The following is a 17,400-nucleotide window of genomic DNA, read 5'->3' on the forward strand; positions in this document are numbered from 1 at the left end:
ATGGACGAGAATCGCACCCTCGACAAAATCAAAAAATGTCTGGAGATGGCCAAGTCCAAAACCAGCAATCCACATGAGGCGGAGATCGCTCTGCGTCAGGCTCACAAGTTGATGGAACTGTACAACCTGGAGATGGGTGACGTGCTGGCCAGCATGGCGTGTGAAGCCAGTATCGCGGCTGGCTCAGACGGAGTGCCACCGACGTGGCGTGTGCGTCTGGCCCAGGTGTGCGCCCACGCGTTTGGTACACGAATGATCATTTCACACAGCTGGTTGACCGGAGGCGGCTTCATCTTTGTCGGATGTGCAGCGGCGCCGGAGCTGACCGGGTATGCCTACGAGGTCTTGGAGCGGCAGTTGCAAAAAGCCCGTCGCGAGTTCCTGTCATCGCCGAAGAACAAGCGTTGCAAGCGCTCAACCAAAGTGGCACGCGGTGATCACTTCGCCAATGGTTGGATCGATGCGGTGTACCACAAGGTCGATGAGTTTGCCGGCGTTGAAGACAATGTCGCAGAGGCCATCGAGGCCTATATGGCCAAGCATCATCCAGATCTAGAAAAGGCGAATCTCAAGCGCCGCAAGGTCAAGGCTCGTGATGAGGGTGCCTCTACTGCCGGCTACCAGGCCGGCAAGTCGGCCCAGTTGCATAAAGCTGTAAACCATCAGCCACGCGCACTGCTGACAATGGGGGGATGACATGAACACCATGACGTCTACCAATCCAGACCGACTGCGTTACATCAAACTGATACATGTTGCACGGCGCGAGCTGCGCATGGATGACGACACCTATCGAATGATGCTGGCTGGAATGAAAGGGTTGGGCGGCGCCACATCCACCGCTGACTTGAGCGTTCCAAATCTGCTGAAGGTTTTGGAACAGCTCAAGCAGCGGGGCTTTAAGGTTCGTCCAAACGCGGCAGGGAAGCGGCCGAAGGCCAACGACGAGCAGTCTAAGAAAATCCGTTCGTTGTGGCTGACCCTCCATGATCTGGGCGCCGTCCGCGATCCTTCCGAGGAAGCTCTGGCCAAATTTGTGCTGAGCATGACCAAGGTGTCCGCACTGCAATGGCTCACCGCCGTCCAGGCCAGTCGAGTAATCGAGAACCTGAAACAGTGGCAGAACCGCGTGACTATTAAGGAGGGTGTATGAAAGAACCCAGCAGCACGGCAGGCGAGCTGCTCCAGACCTTGGCGGACCACGTCACCCAGTCAGCAAAAGAAACGCTTCACGTCAGTGACGAACTTGCCGAGGCACACGGTATTGAAGTGGCCATGCAAATGGCTACCGTTTGGGGTGGCCAACAGCTGTACATGCCGAAGGGTATTCACATACAGGCTTCGAAGCTGCATCAACAGATTTTTGATGAGTGGAAAGGTCGCAATCATCGTGAGATCGCCATGAAACACAACATCTCGTTGGCGTTCGTTTACAAGGTGGTTAAAAGGATGCGACAAGCAGTAATCGCCCGTGACCAAGGCGACCTGTTCACCGCGCACTTGGATGAGTAACCCCTTAACAAAATAGTCCCGCCTGCCTACACTGAACCCCGGTCACCAGCAACAGACCGGGGTCATCCCTAATTGCACTGGCTGCAACTCAATTCCAAACCCCATACCACCATGGACCATCGAATCCCGGAATGTCTCGGGTTTACCTCACAGCTACCCTGGTATTTATCTCAGTCCTAAACAGTGAGCATAAGTCCGCTTGCGGGGCGACTCCACCGGAAAATCGACAGTGAATTTCGGACGCCGCCGACCCCTGTGGGATTGGGCTTGCTCGCGAAGGCGGTGTGTCAGGCAACATCTTTGTTGAATGTTAAACCGCTTTCGCGAGCAAGCCCGCTTTCGCGAGCAAGCCCGCTCCCACATGGGTCAGTCAGGCTCAGGCTCGCCGCGCCATCAACAACACCGATGCCGCCGCCGACAACAATCCCGCGCAGTCGACGAATTGCGGGAGAAACGCGGTGAAGATCAGGATCGCCTTCGGATTGTCTGGCATCACCGTGAACGAGGCCGGCGCGATGGGCGAGGCATCGGCTCAGTTTGCTTTCGTCAGCTTGCGCGTTTGGTTCAGACAGACCTGCATATACCCGCGCCACATGAGCCCCGCAAAAGCCTTGAGTGGAAGCGCGGCTAGCGCATTTTTTGCGTAGAACGTGTATGTCCAGCGAACCTTGGTTTCGCCTGCCCCGGCGTCAGTGAACCACCACTGGCCTTGGGCATGGGTCGCCAAATATTTCACTGCAAACGTGAACTCATTGATGCGGTAGGCGAAATAGATTCCAGGCTTGAATTCGGTGACCTCTTCGCGCGCCGAATTACCGTCAGCCAGCACTACGTGCCGCCAGGACCCCGGCTGGTCCCATGGGCCGCTGACATCGCGGGTAGTCACTACTGCGGGTAACGGACCGTAGCCGGTAAGGATTTTGGGCAGTACGTCTTCGGCGACGATGAAGTCGAAAATTTGTTGCCGAGGCAAGCTGAAGGTTTCTTCCAATGTGACCGAGACGGGGTGCATATCAACGCTCTCTTGGGTGGTTGCTTGGGAGTGCACGCAACCGTTCAGCGCCAGGGCTGCGGTAACGAGAAGGGTAAGGTAAAGGGATAGTGACGCAGTGCGTAAACGGCGCATGTTGGACCCCATCGATACTGAGACGCCATTATCTGGCAGCCAGGCTCACTCGAACATTCGCGTTTCCCGGAAGTGATGGAATGCCCTATCTGCGGCACTTCGGGCCAATTCGACGCCCCGCAGAGGGTATTTTTTTCAGATTCCCAATTTCGCCCAAAGCATGCCGTCGCGCTCACTAGGCGAAGGATTGCAAATAGCCGCTCGCGAGGTTCACCAGTTGCTCGCGTATCGAGGCGACGGCGACATCATCGTAATCCTGTTCGAGCAGTTCTCTCACCGGTCCGGCCACTGCCCCCAACAGCACCAAAGCGACCGTCTCCACTTTTGCAAACCGTCTATCGCTGGCGCTGCTGAGTACGCTGCAGACTGCGCGCAACATGCGTTCACGTGCGATGGCGACCAAGGCAACCCCGCCATGGCTTTCGCTGATGGTGTAGAGCGCACGGGACGCCTCTGCGCGTAATAGTTTTGCATCTAGAAACGCATTAGCTATCGCGGCGCCCATCTCGCCTGTGGTCGCACCGTGGCCGGTCGCACAAGCTTGTTCGATTGCCTGCGCCACAGACTCGAGATGCCGCTCCAACACCCCCGCCAGCAGAGCCCGACGATTGGGGTAGTACTGATAGATGGTGCCGACCGAGACGCCTGCACGCTCGGCCACACGGGTGGTGTTGCAGCGCGCAGGTCCCTCCTTGACCAACACTTGCAGGGTGGCCTCGTAAATGATCTCAAGCGTCGCCACGGAACGCGCTTGGGCCGGACGTTTACGAGGTAGATCGGGGGCACTGATCAAATTCATATCCTGATTTACCTCTATCTCGCCTAAACAAGGAATGTTCGTAAGTTTCGGCGGTGTCATCCAGGGATGGCCATTTCACCGTGAGGTTTTGCTAGCCGGAAGCAATCTCGATGCTGACGGGGATTTGCAGATCGGGCTGGGTTTCTGGCGCGAGCTTCACCGGAACCGAAGTGGGCTGTTCGGCCCGGGGGGCATGTTCAAGGCAAAACAGGCCGGGACAAACAGGTGAGGGTGGCGAGGTCCATGATGGGGTCTCCTGATTCGAGAGCCTTGTTTTATCACGGATAGCGGGGGATTTGACCTATACAGCCATGGACACAACTCGCCATACACTCGCCCATGTTCGCCGCCAAAAAACCGATCCATGACCTACGCTTGTTCACAAACCCATGTTCAGTGAGCACGCCTACTCCTGAGCGAGATAAAACCGCCATCCCTAAAACAACAATATCGGGAGACAACCCATGCAGCCGTTATTCCGTCGACTCACCTGCGCGATTGCCTTGGCCGTTGCCGCATCCACTCCGGCCTTTGCCCTCGACACCGTCAAGTTCATGGCCCCCGGCTCAGTCGGAGGAGGCTATGACCAGACTGCCCGTGATTTGGGCAAGGCCCTGATCGAGGCGAAAACCGCCAAATCCGTCACCTTCGAGAACAAGGGCGGGGCGGGCGGGACGTTGGGGCTGGCGCAGTTCGCCAACAGCACCAAGGGTGATCCGAATGCGCTGTTGGTGGTCGGCGCGATCATGGTCGCGGGCATTGAACAGAACAAGCCGCAAATCACTTTGAAGGACGTCACGCCGATTGCCCGGCTGTTTACCGAATACAACGTGATTGCCGTGCGCAAGGAGTCCGAGTTCAAGACCCTGGAAGATTTGCTCAAGGCCTTCAAGGACAAACCGTCCAGCATCACCTGGGGCGGAGGTTCCAAGGGTTCGGTGGATCATATCGGCATCGCGGATCTGGCCGGGAAAATGGATATTCCGGTGAACAAGGTCAATTACGTGGCCTTCGCCGGTGGCGGGGAAGTGGTGGCTCAGGTTCTGGGTGGCCAGATCAAAGTGATCACCGGCGGTTATGCCGAATTGGGCCAGTACATCAAGAACGGCCAGTTCCGCGTACTCGCGATCGGTGCGCCGGAGCGCGTTGAAGGCATCGATGCGCCGACGCTCAAGGAGAAAGGCTACGACGTGATCATCGGCAATTGGCGCGGTGTCTACGGTGCCGCCAATCTCACGCCAGAACAGCGCAAGGAAGTGACCGACGCCGTGGTGGCCGCCGCCAAGAGCAAGGTCTGGCAAGACAACGTCAAAACCAACGCGTGGTCGCCAAGCATTTTGACCGGGGATGAGTTCGGCAAGTTTGTCGACGAAGAGCACGTCCGGTTGCACGGAATGCTGGTCAAGGTCGGGCTGCTTTGAGATGGCCGCGCCGCGCAAGATAGTTCCGGTACAACTGGCGATAGGCGTCGGTGTGATGGCCATCAGCGCCGTGTTGGCGGTCGGCGCGTTCCGCTTTCCGGCGGAGATGGGTTTCGTGATCCTCGGCGCCCATGTTTATCCCTACGCCTTGGCGGTGTTCCTCGGCGTCGTCGGTCTGGTGCTGAGTTACCAGGCAATCACCGGTGGTTTCCGCGAACTGGCTGACCACGAGGATGAAAGTGCCAAGGCGTTGCCCGGCGGCAAACTCGGTGCGGCGTGGGTCACCGGCGGTTTGGTGGCGGTGGCCTTGCTGATTGACCTTCTCGGCTTCGTCCTGGCGGCCGGGCTGCTGTTTGCCTGTTCGGCTCGGGGGTTTGGCAGTCGCCGCCCGGTGCGCGACCTCGCCATCGGCATTGCCCTGACGCTACCGATCTACTGGCTGTTCAACGCCGGGCTTGGGGTCTCCCTCCCGCCCCTTATCAACGCCTGGATCTGACTCGGGCCGAAGGAGGTCAACACGGTGGACATTCTCTCAAGCCTGGCCATTGGTTTTTCTGCGGCGCTGACACCGATCAATTTGATGTGGGGCTTTATCGGCTGTCTACTGGGCACCGCCATTGGTGTTCTGCCGGGTATCGGGCCGGCGCTGACCGTGGCGTTGCTGCTGCCGATCACCGCCAAGGTCGATCCGACCGGGGCGCTGATCATGTTCGCCGGGATCTACTACGGCGCGCAGTTTGGCGGTTCGACGACGTCGATTCTGCTGAACACGCCGGGGGAATCGTCGTCGATGGTCACCGCGCTGGAAGGCAACCTCATGGCCCGCAATGGCCGGGCCGGGCCTGCCTTGGCGACGGCAGCGATCGGCTCATTCGTGGCCGGCACCATCGCGACGATCTTGCTGACTCTGTTTGCACCCCTCGTCGCCACTATGGCGCTGAAGTTTGGGCCTGCGGAGTATTTCGCGATTCTGGTGTTGTCCTTCACCACGGTGTCGGCGGTGCTTGGCGCGTCCATGCTGCGAGGTTTTGCCTCGCTGGGGATTGGCCTGATGATTGGCTTGATCGGCCTGGACGCGACTTCGGGCATCGCCCGCTACACCTTGGGCGTGCCGGAGTTGGTGGATGGCATTGAAGTGGTGCTGGTGGCGGTCGGTTTGTTTGCGGTGGGCGAGGCGTTGTACAGCCTGTTGTATCAAAAGGAAGAAGCCTCGGGTCGGCACCGCTTGACCTCGCTGTGGATGACCCGCGCCGACTGGAAGCGCTCGATCCCGGCCTGGTTGCGGGGCACGCTGATCGGTTTTCCTTTTGGGTCGATTCCGGCGGGTGGCGCGGAAATTCCGACGTTTCTGTCGTATTCGGCCGAACGCAAACTGAGCAAGTTTCCGAAAGAATTCGCCGGCAGCAAAGGCGAGGGCGCAATCGAAGGCGTCGCTGGTCCCGAAGCGGCCAACAACGCGAGCGCGACCGGTTCGCTGGTGCCGCTGCTGACGCTCGGCATTCCCACCTCGGCGACGGCGGCGATCTTGCTGGCCGCGTTTCAGAATTACAACCTGCAACCTGGGCCGATGCTGTTCCAGACCTCGGGCGAACTGGTCTGGACCCTCGTAGCGTCGCTGTACATCGGCAACGTCATCCTGCTGGTGCTGAACCTGCCGCTGGTGGGCCTGTGGGTGAAGCTGCTGCAAATCCCCCGGCCTTACCTGAATGCGGGCATTCTGGTGTTTGCCACCATCGGCGTGTACGGCATGCGCCACTCGTCCTTCGACTTGTTTTTGATGCTGGCCATCGGTTGGGGCGGGGTGTTGATGCGGCGGTTCGATTTCCCCGTGGCACCGGTAATCGTCGGGATGTTGCTGGGGCCGATGGCCGAAAAGCAGCTGCGCAATGCACTGTCCATCAGCGAGGGCGACTGGACGATTTTCCTTACCCAGCCAATCTCGGCCGCGTTCCTGGCGCTGACGTTGCTGGTGTTGGTGGTGCCGCACTTGCTGCATGCCCGGGGCATTAAGCTGCATGAGGACGATTGAGTCAGGGCAGTTTTCTTCAATACGTGGGGTCGGGTGCTCTTTACCTTGAGCAGCGTTCCCACTGAATTGAAGAAGGTCTGTGATGAGTCTGATGATTTCCATGGCGGCGTTTGCCCTGGCCGCTTCGATAACGCCGGGCCCGGTGAATATCGTGGCGTCAAGTTCCGGCGCGCAGTTCGGCTTTCGCGCCAGTCAACGGCACGTGGCGGGGGCGACCCTCGGGTTTGTGTTGCTGCTGGTGTTGATGGGCCTGGGGTTGCATGAATTGCTGCGGTTATGGCCGGTGTTGACCCGGATAGTGCAATTGGCCGGGGTGGCGTTTCTATTGTTCATGGCCTGGAAACTGGCGATCGATGACGGCCGGTTGAACGCCGGCCAATCGGGCAAGGCCCCGTCGATGTTCTACGGCGCGTTGATGCAATGGCTCAACCCCAAGGCCTGGCTCGCCTGTGTCGCGGGAATGGGCGCGTTTGTCGCGGACGGCGATGCGCGGCTGGTCTGGCAATTCGCAGCGATTTATCTGGTGATCTGTTACCTGTCGGTGGGCTGCTGGGCCTACGCCGGCACGTTCTTGCGCGGGTACTTGAGCAACGCCAAGGGCCTGCGGTTGTTCAACCGGACCATGGCGTTGCTGTTGGTGGTGTGTGCCGGGTATCTGCTCTGGGCCTAGATTTGCGGCTTTACGCCAGACCGCTCAAGGCGTTTTCCGCCGAGATGGGCAGGGCGTTGAAGCGGTTGGCGCGCAGTTCGGTGATGGCATAAATAGCCCGGGCAGTCCGGCCATTACCGTCGACGAAACTGTGGTAACCGAGGAAGGAACCGAGCATCTGTTTGCCGAAATGTTCGTGGGCCGGGTCCAGGGTAGCCAAGTGTTTTTCCAGCATCGCCGCGCCCGACACATTGGACGGGTAACGCGCCTCGGCGGTGGGGCTGCGCAAGGCGTTCGTCGGCTCGGGCACCAGGCGTCGATGCAGCGCTTGGTAAACCGCAGGATCCGTCAGGGGCTGGCCGTTACGGCTGAACTCCCGGAGCAGGGCGCTGATGGTGTCCGCGTCGTTTCGCGAATTCGACGCCTTGAGGATCCAGGCCGTGGCCCGCTCGACGTTGTCGGTCAACCCGCCCGAGTTAAAGGACATCTCGGCGAGGACGCCGCCGTAAGGCGCCTTGCCAAGGTCCGAAGCCCGCACGATAGCTTGGTGTTGATTCATCGCCGCCAGGTTTCTGTTTTCCACCTTCAGCGTATCGTTGAAAATTTCCGGCAACACCGTGGGATCCTTGAACTGATGAAGGTTGGCCAGCGAGTACTTTTGCGCTTGCCGACGTATCAGCGAATCCACGACGTTGACCTCCAAAATTCTGGCCAGTGATCGGGCATCGTCAGACTGGCGCGCGATCTCGGCCAAGGAGTTCTCCAACAGGTGTTGAAGTTCCTGTTCGGGGACCTGCTTGAGCAGCTTCGCATCGTTGGCGTGCAGGTGTTTGATGACCTGTTCGGCGGTTTCAATACTGTCGCTCTTAAACAGCGTCCGGGCGTGCGCCACGGTATCCAGGCGCATACGAATCTCAGACGCCGCACCGGTATGGTTGACCGCCCTGATCAGGTCATAACTGTCAGCTCCGGTCAGATGGCGCAGTTGTGCTCTCGCAATACCAACGGTGGAAGTGGCGAAGTGGCCAGCCTTTAATGCACGGCCGACCAACTTCGCTCCGCCCTTGAGCAAGTGCGGTACGCCATCCAGGGGGTTGAACAGCCCAACGGTGGTGCGCGCAACGATTCGGGAGCAGGTAAGCAGTCTGGTGGCCAGGGATGCGGTTCTTCCAACCGTGCTGGCTATCTTCGCGGGCACATTGGCGAAGGCCACCGCGATCTGGGTTGCATCCATGACGCAACTGGAGATGGCATCCCCCCGTCGCGACGGAACGCCCGAGGACAGCCCCTCGATGCACTCCTTGAATGGAATGATCAGGTTGAGAATGGCATTGAATACGTCATCGACTTTGTCGATCGCCAGTTCCCGCTCGGTTTTGTCGAAGCCGATGTGCATCAGTTCGTCTTTCGTGATGAATGGATTTTCTTCGGCTATCAACTCGCTGATGGCCATCAAGCGTTCGGAGAAGAAATAGCTGATGGCGGTTTTGGAAGAGATGGAATGCGACGGTTCGTCGAATTCGCCGAGCTTGCGGATAAAGAACCTGGACTTCACGTCGCTGCGGGGTTCAGCGTTTTTAAAGTAAGCGTCCAGGTCGAGTGGGGCGTTTAGCAGGCCGTTGTCGTCCACGAAGTCCGCTCGGCGACCGCTGTCTTTCCAATACGAGAACATGGCAGGGGAAACCTGATCTTTGAGCGCTTGGTTAAGTCGGCATTCGGAGCGCAGCGGGAACAGTTCATAACAACGAATCAGCGGGCCATACACCGCACAGATAATCACGCCATAACGACCGATGGATTTGCGTCCCGGAATGGGCCGGTCATTGTGCGCATAGCTGGTGATGTATTCCTGTACGCGAAAGATCGCCAGTCGCCCGTGTTCAAAAAACTTCCTGTTAGAAGCTTCCAGTTGGGTAATGGCAAATCTGATGTTGGCCGACAGACCGGTTTTTAGTTGGTTGTAATTGCGATTGATGGCTTCTTCGTACAAATGGTTAGCGGGATATAACCGGGTCAGACCGGGGAACGTCTGGTAAATATCCGCGCCCCTGCGTCGGTTCCAATCCTGAGTGTGAAGTTCATCACCCATGTACAGGTCCAGGACCGATACCTTTCTTCCGACACCGCCTCCATCGCCGCGAACCTTGATCAACCGTTCGTGAGGGTCACAGTCCGGTAGTTGGTGCTTCAATTCCTTGAGCGCCAGTGCCCTGCGTCGTGGCACAGGGGCGTTGATGGCGTTCAGGGCACCCGCCAGCGTGTCCACGTAGTTGTTGTAGGTTTCGATCCCATGGTCCAGCACTTTCGGGGGCAATTGACCGTTTTCGTCCCGGGAAATAACGCCATTCATCAAGGCCCAGGTCAGTACCGGGTCGACGCCGTTCATCGCATGCAGCGATTCCAGTTGTGGGGTGAAGCCCGCGACTGGACTGAAGCCGATCAGGTGCTGATAGGTCATCGTTCGGGAAACGCCGGGAATCAGGGCTTCCACCAGATTCACCGCTTGGCTGAGCACCACCCAGCCCGGCGTGCCGAGTCGCAGCTCGGGAGGAAGTTCACGCACCAGGTATTCCGGTGCCATGCCCGCCAGGATGATTTCTGCCACCAACGGCGCAATCAATGGGCTGAGTTTCAGCTGTCGTGTCAGATGCTTTTCCAGCAAGTCGCGCACCTGGGACGGTGTGTGTTGCAGGTAGCTGGAGGCGTAAATATCGAAGCCGGCAAATGTGGTGTTCGCACTGTCGGCCTCGGGGTCGAGATCCAGCAGCAGGGCGGCGATCAGCAGTTGTTCGATGAAGGCTTGAGTGGGTTTGGCGCCCGTTTTTTCGTTGAACCAGTCTAGTGCATCCAGGTACGGCAGCCCCTGATCGGTAAACTGCCGGGCGATTTCGATTAGCCTATTCAGCCGGTAATCCTGGCTGGTAGGCAGTTTTTCCGAACCGGCGCTTTCCAGCATCAACCAGGCACCGAATTGCTCGACCAGCGGGGTTGAGTCGTCTTTCAATGCTTCGGTTACGCGACGAATAGTCGAGCGGTTCTGCTTCGTCAGTCTGAAAGGTGAGTCGTCCGGCGCAACCAGTAACTGCCAGTAGTTTTCGAATGGCGGACTCGCTGGCAGCGTTGCGAAGTTGAGCAAGTCAATCAGCGCTTTGGTCTCTTCTTCGCTGGTGGGAAGTACCAGATGGTGGAATTGCAACCATTGGCCCAAGGATATACGGCCATTGGACGTAATAAATCCAGCAGTGGTGCTGGCCATTTTTGTCAGCAGTTGCAAGTCTTCATTGAGCGCGGCAATGCTGGCGACATGGCGCGTAATGTCTTTGCGCGAAAAGTAGTGGTTGGTGACGTAAGTCGGCGGGTTGCCCGGACGTCCACCGGAACTTGAGTTTTCATGGACTTGGTAAACACGACCGTTGCCATCGATATGAAAGTGGGCGTTTTCCGGGATGGCGTGTTTAGCCCGCAACTTCAAGAACTCGGGATGACGGGTCATCCTCGCGAGATAAACCGACGCCGGGCGATGGGCCTGGTCAAACGTTGAGCCTGCCACGCTGTTAACGGCCAGACGTTCCCATGACCATTCGAGGGTTTTCTGGACGAGCTCGTCGCCGATAATATTGGCAAGTGCTTGTGTTATGACGTGTCGCTGAAGTTCGTTGCTGGCGTTATACATTCTGAAGTTCCATCTTCTAGTGTTGTTGCGATGGGATTTAGATTAATGAAACGCCCACAACTTTGTAGTTGTCGGTGTATGACAGTATGTTTTTTATAGGCTGGGATAGTACGGCTAAGTAGGTGATAACGCGGCACTGCGGACATTTAGTCGTGAAAGTAAGTTGGATGTTACGTATGTTGCTATTTATGTTTTAAAAGATTTTCCGTCACCCCCGATACTGCCCCGGCGTCGCCGCCAAATGTTGTTTAAACGCCCGCTGAAAGTGCGCCTGATCGGAAAACCCTGCTTCCAGTGCCACATCGGCGATCAACTGGCCGCTGCGCAAGCGCTCCCGGGCAAACTGGATGCGCCGGTTGACCAGGAACGCATGGGGCGTCATGCCGAAGTGCTGCTTGAACGCGCGGATCAGGTAGGACGGCGACAGCTGCGCCGCCGCGCAAATATCTTCCAGTTTGAGCAGTTGCGTGCAGTGCTCGCGAATGTAATCGGCGGCCCGTTCCAGTTTGAAATTGGGCTCGCGCAACGGCTGATCGATGGGGTTGAGGCGTTGTTGCACGTCGGTGAAAAACTCCACCGCCGCGCTGTGTTTGCGGAGCACGTCGTGCTCAGCGTCGATCAGCACCACGTACAAATCCTTCAGGCTGGCAAACAGGCTGGCGTCGCGCAGATGAGTGATGGAAAACCGCCGGAACGCCTGGTCCTGGCTGAACCCCAGTTGATGCTGCAAGTCAGTCAGCCACGGCGTTTCGACGTAGAGCATCAGGTACGACCAAGGCTGGTCGTCGATGGGATTGCAGGCGTGGACATCGCCGGGATTCATCAGCACCACGGTGCCGGTGCTGACCTCGAATTGCGATTGCTCATGCACGTAAGTGCTGCATCCAGCGGTGATCGCGCCGATGGAAAAATGCGCGTGGGAATGCCGGGCATAGCAAACCTCACGCCCGTCGGCGATGGCCCGGGCCTCGATGAAGGGTAGGGCGTCGTCGCGCCAGAAGCGCGGGGCTTTGTCGGCATCTTTGGCCACGGTGTGCTTCATCGTCGGCGTCCTGGCAGGTCAGCGCACGAGTGTATTAGCTCTCGCCATGAAAGGCCCGTTGCAGTTCGGCGATGTCGCGTTTTTTCATCTGCATCATCGCCTGCATCGCCCGTTGGGATTTGACCGTGTCGGGGTCCTTGAGCATCTCCATCAGCGCCACCGGCACGATCTGCCAGGACACCCCGAACTTGTCCTTCACCCAGCCACATTGCTCGGCCTCGGGGACGACGGACAGCGCGCCCCAGAAATGGTCGACCTCATCTTGGGTATGGCAATTGACCTGGAACGACACCGCTTCGTTGAAGGTGAACACCGGACCACCGTTGAGCCCGGTGAAGCTCTGGCCATCGAGTTCGAAACTCACGGTCAACACCGAGCCTTCCGGGCGGCCATGGAACTCGAAACCGGCCTTGCCGTAATGGGTGATGGCGGTGATTTTCGAGTGATCGAAGATCGAGCAATAGAATTTGGCAGCGGCTTCGGCCTGATCGTCGAACCACAGGCAGGGAGTGAGTTTTTGCACGCGTTGCATGGCGGTTCTCCTCTACGGGTTAATCACGCTGGATTATCAGCGTAGTCAGTCTGTAGTCGGTTGGCGGTGCCGTAGATCGACAAGTCGCCGCTAGAACGCCCACTGGGTGGTGAGCTGCACACTCCGCGGCTCCCCATAAAACCCGGTGCCGAAATTCCCGAGGCCGGTGTAGTAGGTCTTGTCGAACAGGTTCTTCACATTCAACGCGGTGCTCAGATGCTCGTTGAAGCGGTAGCGCGCCATCACGTCCACCAGGTAATAACTCTGCTGGGTGATGCGCGCGTATTGGCCGCCATCGTTGGGATTCGGCTGGAACACATTGCCGAAAAATTCACTCTGCCAATTCACCCCACCGCCGACCGTAAGGTTTTCCAGCGCGCCGGATAGGCGATAGGTGCTGAACACCCGAACCACTTGCGTCGGTGCGGTGGTTTGCAGCACTGAGCCGTAGACGTAATCGCCCTTGGCGTCGCGGGTGTGGTTGTAGGTGTAGCCTGCCGAGAGTTTCCAGCCTTCTTGCACTTCGCCGGCCAGTTCCAGTTCGAAGCCTTTGGTGGTCGCGCCTTGCACCGGGCGGTAGATCGACTCGGTGTCGACGCCGCTGACGTATTCGGCGAGGTTGTCCTGTTCGATGCGGAACACGGCTGCACGGGCGTTAAGACAACCACCCAAGTATTCAGCCTTGATGCCGGCTTCATAGGCATCACCTTCCACCGGATCGAGTAATCGTCGATTGGCGTCTTTGCTCATTTGCGGCTGATAAATGTTGGTGTAGCTGGTGTACACCGAGTAGGTGTCGTCGAGGTCGTAGACCAGCCCGGCGTAGGGCGTGACTATGCCGGTTTGCCGGTAGCCGTCGCGCACGTCCGGGGTGTTGGCGTCGAGGTAGTCGAGGTGGTCGCTGCCCTTGAAATCGCTGACCCGGCCGCCGAGGATCAGCGACAGGTTGTCGGTCGGCTTCAGGCGTGTAGCGAGGTAGGCGCCGGTCTGGCGCTGGACGATGTCGTCACTGCCGATCCTGGGGATGTCCGGTTTCGGGAATTCGCCGCGCCAGTCGAAGATGCTGCCGTCCAGCGCCGGGTAGACCGAACCGTGCACCGGGATGTCCTGGCGGGTGTTCATCGACATGAAACCGGCGATCAACTCGTGCTCGCGACCGAACAGCTTGAAGGGGCCGCTGAGGTTGACGTCGAGGTTGTCCTGCACCTCATCGCCCTTGAATTTACCCATGTACATAAACATGCCGGCACCCGTGACCGGGTCCGGGTTGCCGCCGCTGGCAGAGCCAAGAAAGGTGTCGTGTTGGCGGTGTTTGCGGTCGTAGCTGACTTTCAGGGTCCAGTCGTTGGCCAGATGCTGTTCCAGTGCGGCAAACAGTGTCTGGTTGTTGAAATCCCGGCGGCTCCAGTCGGTGGCCGGGTTGAACGAACGTGAGAAGTTCGTGCGTGAACCGTCGCTGTTGAACATCGGGAAACCGGTCCAACTGGCGCCACGGGAGCGGGTGTTTTGCTGGTCGATACCGAAGGTCAGCAAGGTGTCGGGAGTCAGGTCGGCTTCGAGGATGCCGTAGGCGATGTCCTTGGTGTTTTGATAATGATCGGCGTGGGCGCTGCGGTCCTGATAGACCCCGACGAAACGCCCGCGCATGTTACCGCTGTCGGTCAACGCGCCGGAGATATCGCCTTCGCTGCGATAGCTGTCCCAGGAGCCGACGCTGCCGCTGACCGAAGCCTTGAACGCCTGGGTCGGGCGTTTGCGGATCAGGTTGACGGTGGCCGACGGATCGCCCGAACCGGTCATCAGGCCGGTGGCGCCCTTGATGATCTCGACGCGGTCGAAGGTCGCCATGTCAGTGCTGGTGGTGCCGTAATCGTAGACGCCGTCGTAGTCGGTATTGACCCCGTCGTACTGAAAATTGGTGATCGGCAGGCCACGGCTGGAAAACTCCCAGCGTTCGCTGTCGTAGTTCTGCACGCTGATACCGGGGGCGCGGCGCAGGACGTCGGCGATGCTGGTGCCGCCCTGATCGTCCATTTGCTGGCGGGTGATGACCGTGACCGATTGCGGGGTTTCACGCAAAGACAGCGGCAGGCCGGTGGCGGTCGAGGTTGAGCCGGTGGTGTAGGCGTGAGTGGCTTCGGTGATTGCGCCGAGGTTCAGGCCCGCGATAGTCGTGGCGTCGAGTTCGAGTGGACCACTGGCGGATTGCAGCACGTAACCGCCGCCGCTCTGGGGTTGCGCTTGTAAGCCGCTGCCCTGTAACAGACGTTGCAAGGCTTGTTGTTCGGTGAAGTCGCCGCTCAGGCCCGGACTGAGTTTGCCCCTGGCCAGATCGTTGTGCCCGGCGAGGAAAATCCCCGCCTGCTCGGCGAAACGGTTGAGCACGCTGACCAACGAGCCGGCGGCAATCGCGTAATGACGCTTCTGGCTGGCGGACTGCTCACTGGCGGCTGGAGCGATGCCTGGCGCAAGACTCATCAGCCCCGCCGCCAGCGCAAAGGCCATCGGACGAATCACACTTTCGGGCCGACGCTGACCCACCAAGGCAGGGGCTTTTGCACACGGATCGGCAACGCCGCTTCCAGCAGACGCAAGGCCTGATCGGTGTCGTTGAGCGGGAACGAACCCATCACCGGCAGCCCGGCAATCGCCGGATCGCAGGCCAGATGCCCTGGCCGATAGCGACTCAATTCCTCAATCAATTGCCCCAGCGGCAGGTTGTCCGCCAGCAATACGCCACGACGCCAGGCTTCGCGTCCGGCAGCGGCGGGCGAGGCCGCCAGTGTCAGGTCTTCACTGAACGCCAGTTGCTTACCGGCTTCGACAATCTGCACCTGACCGCCCAAGGTGCGGACTTCGACCGCGCCTTCGTAGACGTTCAGCAGCGTGCGCTGTTCTTCCTGGCGCACGCTGAAACGCGTGCCCAGCGCACGCATCTGGCCCTGGGCGGTGTGCACCAGGAATGGCCGGCGGCTGTCCTTGGCGGTGTCGATCAACACTTCACCGCAACGCAGCAGCAACAGCCGCTGCGCGCCATCGAAGCGCACGTTCAGCGCACTCAGGGCATTGAGCCAGATCCGGCTGCCATCGCTGAGCAGGTTTTCCCGGGTTTCGCCGGTGCCGGTGGACAGGTCGGCGGTCCAGCGACCGAGGGTGTCCGGCAGCGAGGTTTGTCGCCACGCACCCCAGCCCAACAGACTGCCCGACGCCAAAATAAACAGGCTCTTGATGGTTTGCCGGCGACTGACCGGCGAGCGAGCGGTGTGGCGCAGCACATGGCTGGCGGCTTGCGGCTGATCATCCTGCAGGGCGGCGAAGCGTTGGCCGACGCGCTCGACATAACGCCAGGCTTGCTGGTGGTCGCCGCTTTGCGCCAGCCAGGCTTGCCAGCGCTCGCGTTCCGGTTCGCCGGCCTGCTGATCGTGCAATTGCACATACCATTGGGCCGCCTGTTCGAGGCTGGCGTGGCTGATGCTGTTCGGGGACGTGCGGGACATGGGTTACTCGATCAGCAGGCCGTCGAGTTCGGCCTCGAGCATCGCGCAATGCATCAACGCCTGGGCCAGGTACTTCTTGACCATGCGTTCGCAAACACCGATTTTCTCGGCGATGGCGCGGTAGGGCAGGCCATGCAACTGGGCGAGGATAAACGCATCGCGCACCCGTTGCGGCAGCCGTTGCAACATCGCGTCCACTTCATACAGGGTCTCGACGATGATCGCCCGTTGCTCCGGCGATGGATGAACCGCCTGGGGCCGCGCGGCGAGGGTGTCGAGCCAGGCTTGTTCCAGTTGACGGCGGCGCCAGTGATCGATGCACAAACCCCGGGCGATGGTCGCCAAGTAGGAACGCTCGCGGGTTTCGCAGTCGAACGCCGGCGGACGCTTGAGCACCCGGATAAAGGTGTCATGGGCCAGGTCCGCGGCATCGAAGGCGTTATTCAGGCGTCGGCGCAGCAGCTCATGCAACCAGCGGTGGTGCGAGAGGTAGAGGTTCTGAACGCTGGAGAGATCGGCGACCGTCATCGTGAGCATTTGTCCATGGGCGACCGGCGCCTTCGGTGCAAATAAGAATTGGTCGCGATTAAACCAAATGGCCTGTGTGTGCGCAAATGATATTGGTTTGCTTTTAGGCGGTTGAGTAGAGAGATTGCCTGCGATGTAGTCGCTATGACTTCGATATGAGTCATTAAGACCAATTCCGGGTTGAGTCATATTGACTGCATGGTGGCCAACCTGTTGATTTGCAGGCCTATAAATCCTGGCACGGGTTTTGGATTAACCCACGTACAACTGAACAGCTTCGGGAGTACGGAAAAATGTTCGATTTCTTCAGCAATCCCCAGAACGTACTGCACCTGTCGAGCAAAGTATTGGGCCTGGGCCTGGCACTGCTTTTGATCGGCATCTACGGCGCTTACCTCTACAGCGGTCACTTGCCCATCGTGGCACTGGTGTCGATGCACGCCATGACCATCATCGGCCCGACCCTGCTCAAAATCGGCTACGTGATGCGGCTGCTGGCCCAGCATCGGTTGGCTACTCACCACGTCGGTGCGGTGGCCTGATGCATAAGCCCAGCACAACCGGTGGGAGCGAGCTTGCTCGCGATAGCGGA

16 protein-coding genes and 1 pseudogene are annotated in these 17,400 nt (G+C 59.1%); 8 read left to right on the top strand and 9 right to left on the bottom strand.

From position 1 onward, the window contains the following. From ACIQY3_RS03440 to ACIQY3_RS03450, 3 genes are read left to right on the top strand one after another with little or no spacing between them, the layout of a single operon-like run. A complete protein-coding gene (locus ACIQY3_RS03440; RefSeq protein ID WP_403017267.1) occupies window positions 1-696 on the top strand; it encodes a DUF2786 domain-containing protein in 696 nt (231 codons plus the stop codon). Between the two features lies 1 nt (window position 697). Then, complete coding sequence (locus tag ACIQY3_RS03445) at window positions 698-1,153, top strand: gp16 family protein (RefSeq protein ID WP_403017269.1); 456 nt, start codon at window positions 698-700, stop codon at window positions 1,151-1,153. Further along, a complete protein-coding gene (locus ACIQY3_RS03450; RefSeq protein ID WP_403017271.1) occupies window positions 1,150-1,512 on the top strand; it encodes a Mor transcription activator family protein in 363 nt (120 codons plus the stop codon). The genes ACIQY3_RS03445 and ACIQY3_RS03450 overlap by 4 nt, the downstream gene beginning before the upstream one ends. A gap of 376 nt (window positions 1,513-1,888) precedes the next feature. Here ACIQY3_RS03450 and ACIQY3_RS03455 read toward each other — a convergent pair. From ACIQY3_RS03455 to ACIQY3_RS03465, 3 genes and pseudogenes are all read right to left on the bottom strand, one after another. After that, window positions 1,889-2,029: pseudogene (locus tag ACIQY3_RS03455) on the bottom strand (hypothetical protein); the annotation flags it as partial. Between the two features lie 15 nt (window positions 2,030-2,044). After that, window positions 2,045-2,638 (bottom strand): SRPBCC family protein, encoded by a 594-nt coding sequence (locus ACIQY3_RS03460; RefSeq protein WP_403017273.1) that lies wholly within the window; start codon window positions 2,636-2,638, stop codon window positions 2,045-2,047. A gap of 175 nt (window positions 2,639-2,813) precedes the next feature. Then, complete coding sequence (locus ACIQY3_RS03465) at window positions 2,814-3,437, bottom strand: TetR/AcrR family transcriptional regulator (RefSeq protein WP_403017275.1); 624 nt, start codon at window positions 3,435-3,437, stop codon at window positions 2,814-2,816. A gap of 464 nt (window positions 3,438-3,901) precedes the next feature. Between ACIQY3_RS03465 and ACIQY3_RS03470 the strand changes: the two genes are divergently transcribed. The 4 genes from ACIQY3_RS03470 to ACIQY3_RS03485 all read left to right on the top strand — a co-directional run bounded on the left by ACIQY3_RS03470 (window position 3,902) and on the right by ACIQY3_RS03485 (window position 7,557). Then, window positions 3,902-4,858: a Bug family tripartite tricarboxylate transporter substrate binding protein gene (locus ACIQY3_RS03470; protein WP_403017277.1), complete on the top strand. Its 957-nt coding sequence runs from the start codon at window positions 3,902-3,904 to the stop codon at window positions 4,856-4,858. Between the two features lies 1 nt (window position 4,859). Beyond that, complete coding sequence (locus tag ACIQY3_RS03475) at window positions 4,860-5,354, top strand: tripartite tricarboxylate transporter TctB family protein (protein ID WP_403017279.1); 495 nt, start codon at window positions 4,860-4,862, stop codon at window positions 5,352-5,354. A gap of 24 nt (window positions 5,355-5,378) precedes the next feature. Next, window positions 5,379-6,887, top strand: a complete 1,509-nt coding sequence (locus tag ACIQY3_RS03480) for a tripartite tricarboxylate transporter permease (RefSeq protein ID WP_403017281.1) — start codon at window positions 5,379-5,381, stop codon at window positions 6,885-6,887. An 82-nt stretch (window positions 6,888-6,969) separates the two neighbouring features. After that, window positions 6,970-7,557 (top strand): LysE family translocator, encoded by a 588-nt coding sequence (locus tag ACIQY3_RS03485; protein WP_403017283.1) that lies wholly within the window; start codon window positions 6,970-6,972, stop codon window positions 7,555-7,557. Between the two features lie 10 nt (window positions 7,558-7,567). Here the strand turns inward: ACIQY3_RS03485 and ACIQY3_RS03490 are convergent, their stop codons facing one another. The 6 genes from ACIQY3_RS03490 to ACIQY3_RS03515 all read right to left on the bottom strand — a co-directional run bounded on the left by ACIQY3_RS03490 (window position 7,568) and on the right by ACIQY3_RS03515 (window position 16,808). Then, on the bottom strand, window positions 7,568-11,209 hold the full coding sequence (locus ACIQY3_RS03490) for a hypothetical protein (protein WP_403017285.1): 3,642 nt from the start codon (window positions 11,207-11,209) through the stop codon (window positions 7,568-7,570). A 208-nt stretch (window positions 11,210-11,417) separates the two neighbouring features. Beyond that, window positions 11,418-12,251: a helix-turn-helix domain-containing protein gene (locus ACIQY3_RS03495; protein ID WP_403017288.1), complete on the bottom strand. Its 834-nt coding sequence runs from the start codon at window positions 12,249-12,251 to the stop codon at window positions 11,418-11,420. 34 nt (window positions 12,252-12,285) lie between these two features. Beyond that, window positions 12,286-12,783: a VOC family protein gene (locus ACIQY3_RS03500; RefSeq protein WP_403017290.1), complete on the bottom strand. Its 498-nt coding sequence runs from the start codon at window positions 12,781-12,783 to the stop codon at window positions 12,286-12,288. A gap of 90 nt (window positions 12,784-12,873) precedes the next feature. Beyond that, complete coding sequence (locus ACIQY3_RS03505; protein ID WP_403017292.1) at window positions 12,874-15,261, bottom strand: TonB-dependent siderophore receptor; 2,388 nt, start codon at window positions 15,259-15,261, stop codon at window positions 12,874-12,876. Between the two features lie 35 nt (window positions 15,262-15,296). Next, on the bottom strand, window positions 15,297-16,280 hold the full coding sequence (locus ACIQY3_RS03510; protein ID WP_403017294.1) for a FecR domain-containing protein: 984 nt from the start codon (window positions 16,278-16,280) through the stop codon (window positions 15,297-15,299). A gap of 3 nt (window positions 16,281-16,283) precedes the next feature. Then, on the bottom strand, window positions 16,284-16,808 hold the full coding sequence (locus ACIQY3_RS03515) for a sigma-70 family RNA polymerase sigma factor (RefSeq protein WP_403017296.1): 525 nt from the start codon (window positions 16,806-16,808) through the stop codon (window positions 16,284-16,286). Between the two features lie 293 nt (window positions 16,809-17,101). Between ACIQY3_RS03515 and ACIQY3_RS03520 the strand changes: the two genes are divergently transcribed. Then, complete coding sequence (locus ACIQY3_RS03520) at window positions 17,102-17,350, top strand: transmembrane sensor/regulator PpyR (protein ID WP_403017298.1); 249 nt, start codon at window positions 17,102-17,104, stop codon at window positions 17,348-17,350. Window positions 17,351-17,400: the final 50 nt, after the last annotated feature.

Origin of the sequence: Pseudomonas sp. NPDC096950 (genome assembly GCF_044762525.1) — a bacterium.
Taxonomy (GTDB): domain Bacteria; phylum Pseudomonadota; class Gammaproteobacteria; order Pseudomonadales; family Pseudomonadaceae; genus Aquipseudomonas.

Coding starts and splice junctions, on each gene's coding strand:
- ACIQY3_RS03440 (WP_403017267.1), top strand. CDS start 1: ATGGACGAGAATCGCACCCTCGACAAAATCAAAAAATGTCTGGAGATG.
- ACIQY3_RS03445 (WP_403017269.1), top strand. CDS start 698: ATGAACACCATGACGTCTACCAATCCAGACCGACTGCGTTACATCAAA.
- ACIQY3_RS03450 (WP_403017271.1), top strand. CDS start 1,150: ATGAAAGAACCCAGCAGCACGGCAGGCGAGCTGCTCCAGACCTTGGCG.
- ACIQY3_RS03460 (WP_403017273.1), bottom strand. CDS start 2,638: ATGCGCCGTTTACGCACTGCGTCACTATCCCTTTACCTTACCCTTCTC.
- ACIQY3_RS03465 (WP_403017275.1), bottom strand. CDS start 3,437: ATGAATTTGATCAGTGCCCCCGATCTACCTCGTAAACGTCCGGCCCAA.
- ACIQY3_RS03470 (WP_403017277.1), top strand. CDS start 3,902: ATGCAGCCGTTATTCCGTCGACTCACCTGCGCGATTGCCTTGGCCGTT.
- ACIQY3_RS03475 (WP_403017279.1), top strand. CDS start 4,860: ATGGCCGCGCCGCGCAAGATAGTTCCGGTACAACTGGCGATAGGCGTC.
- ACIQY3_RS03485 (WP_403017283.1), top strand. CDS start 6,970: ATGAGTCTGATGATTTCCATGGCGGCGTTTGCCCTGGCCGCTTCGATA.
- ACIQY3_RS03490 (WP_403017285.1), bottom strand. CDS start 11,209: ATGTATAACGCCAGCAACGAACTTCAGCGACACGTCATAACACAAGCA.
- ACIQY3_RS03495 (WP_403017288.1), bottom strand. CDS start 12,251: ATGAAGCACACCGTGGCCAAAGATGCCGACAAAGCCCCGCGCTTCTGG.
- ACIQY3_RS03500 (WP_403017290.1), bottom strand. CDS start 12,783: ATGCAACGCGTGCAAAAACTCACTCCCTGCCTGTGGTTCGACGATCAG.
- ACIQY3_RS03505 (WP_403017292.1), bottom strand. CDS start 15,261: ATGAGTCTTGCGCCAGGCATCGCTCCAGCCGCCAGTGAGCAGTCCGCC.
- ACIQY3_RS03510 (WP_403017294.1), bottom strand. CDS start 16,280: ATGTCCCGCACGTCCCCGAACAGCATCAGCCACGCCAGCCTCGAACAG.
- ACIQY3_RS03515 (WP_403017296.1), bottom strand. CDS start 16,808: ATGACGGTCGCCGATCTCTCCAGCGTTCAGAACCTCTACCTCTCGCAC.
- ACIQY3_RS03520 (WP_403017298.1), top strand. CDS start 17,102: ATGTTCGATTTCTTCAGCAATCCCCAGAACGTACTGCACCTGTCGAGC.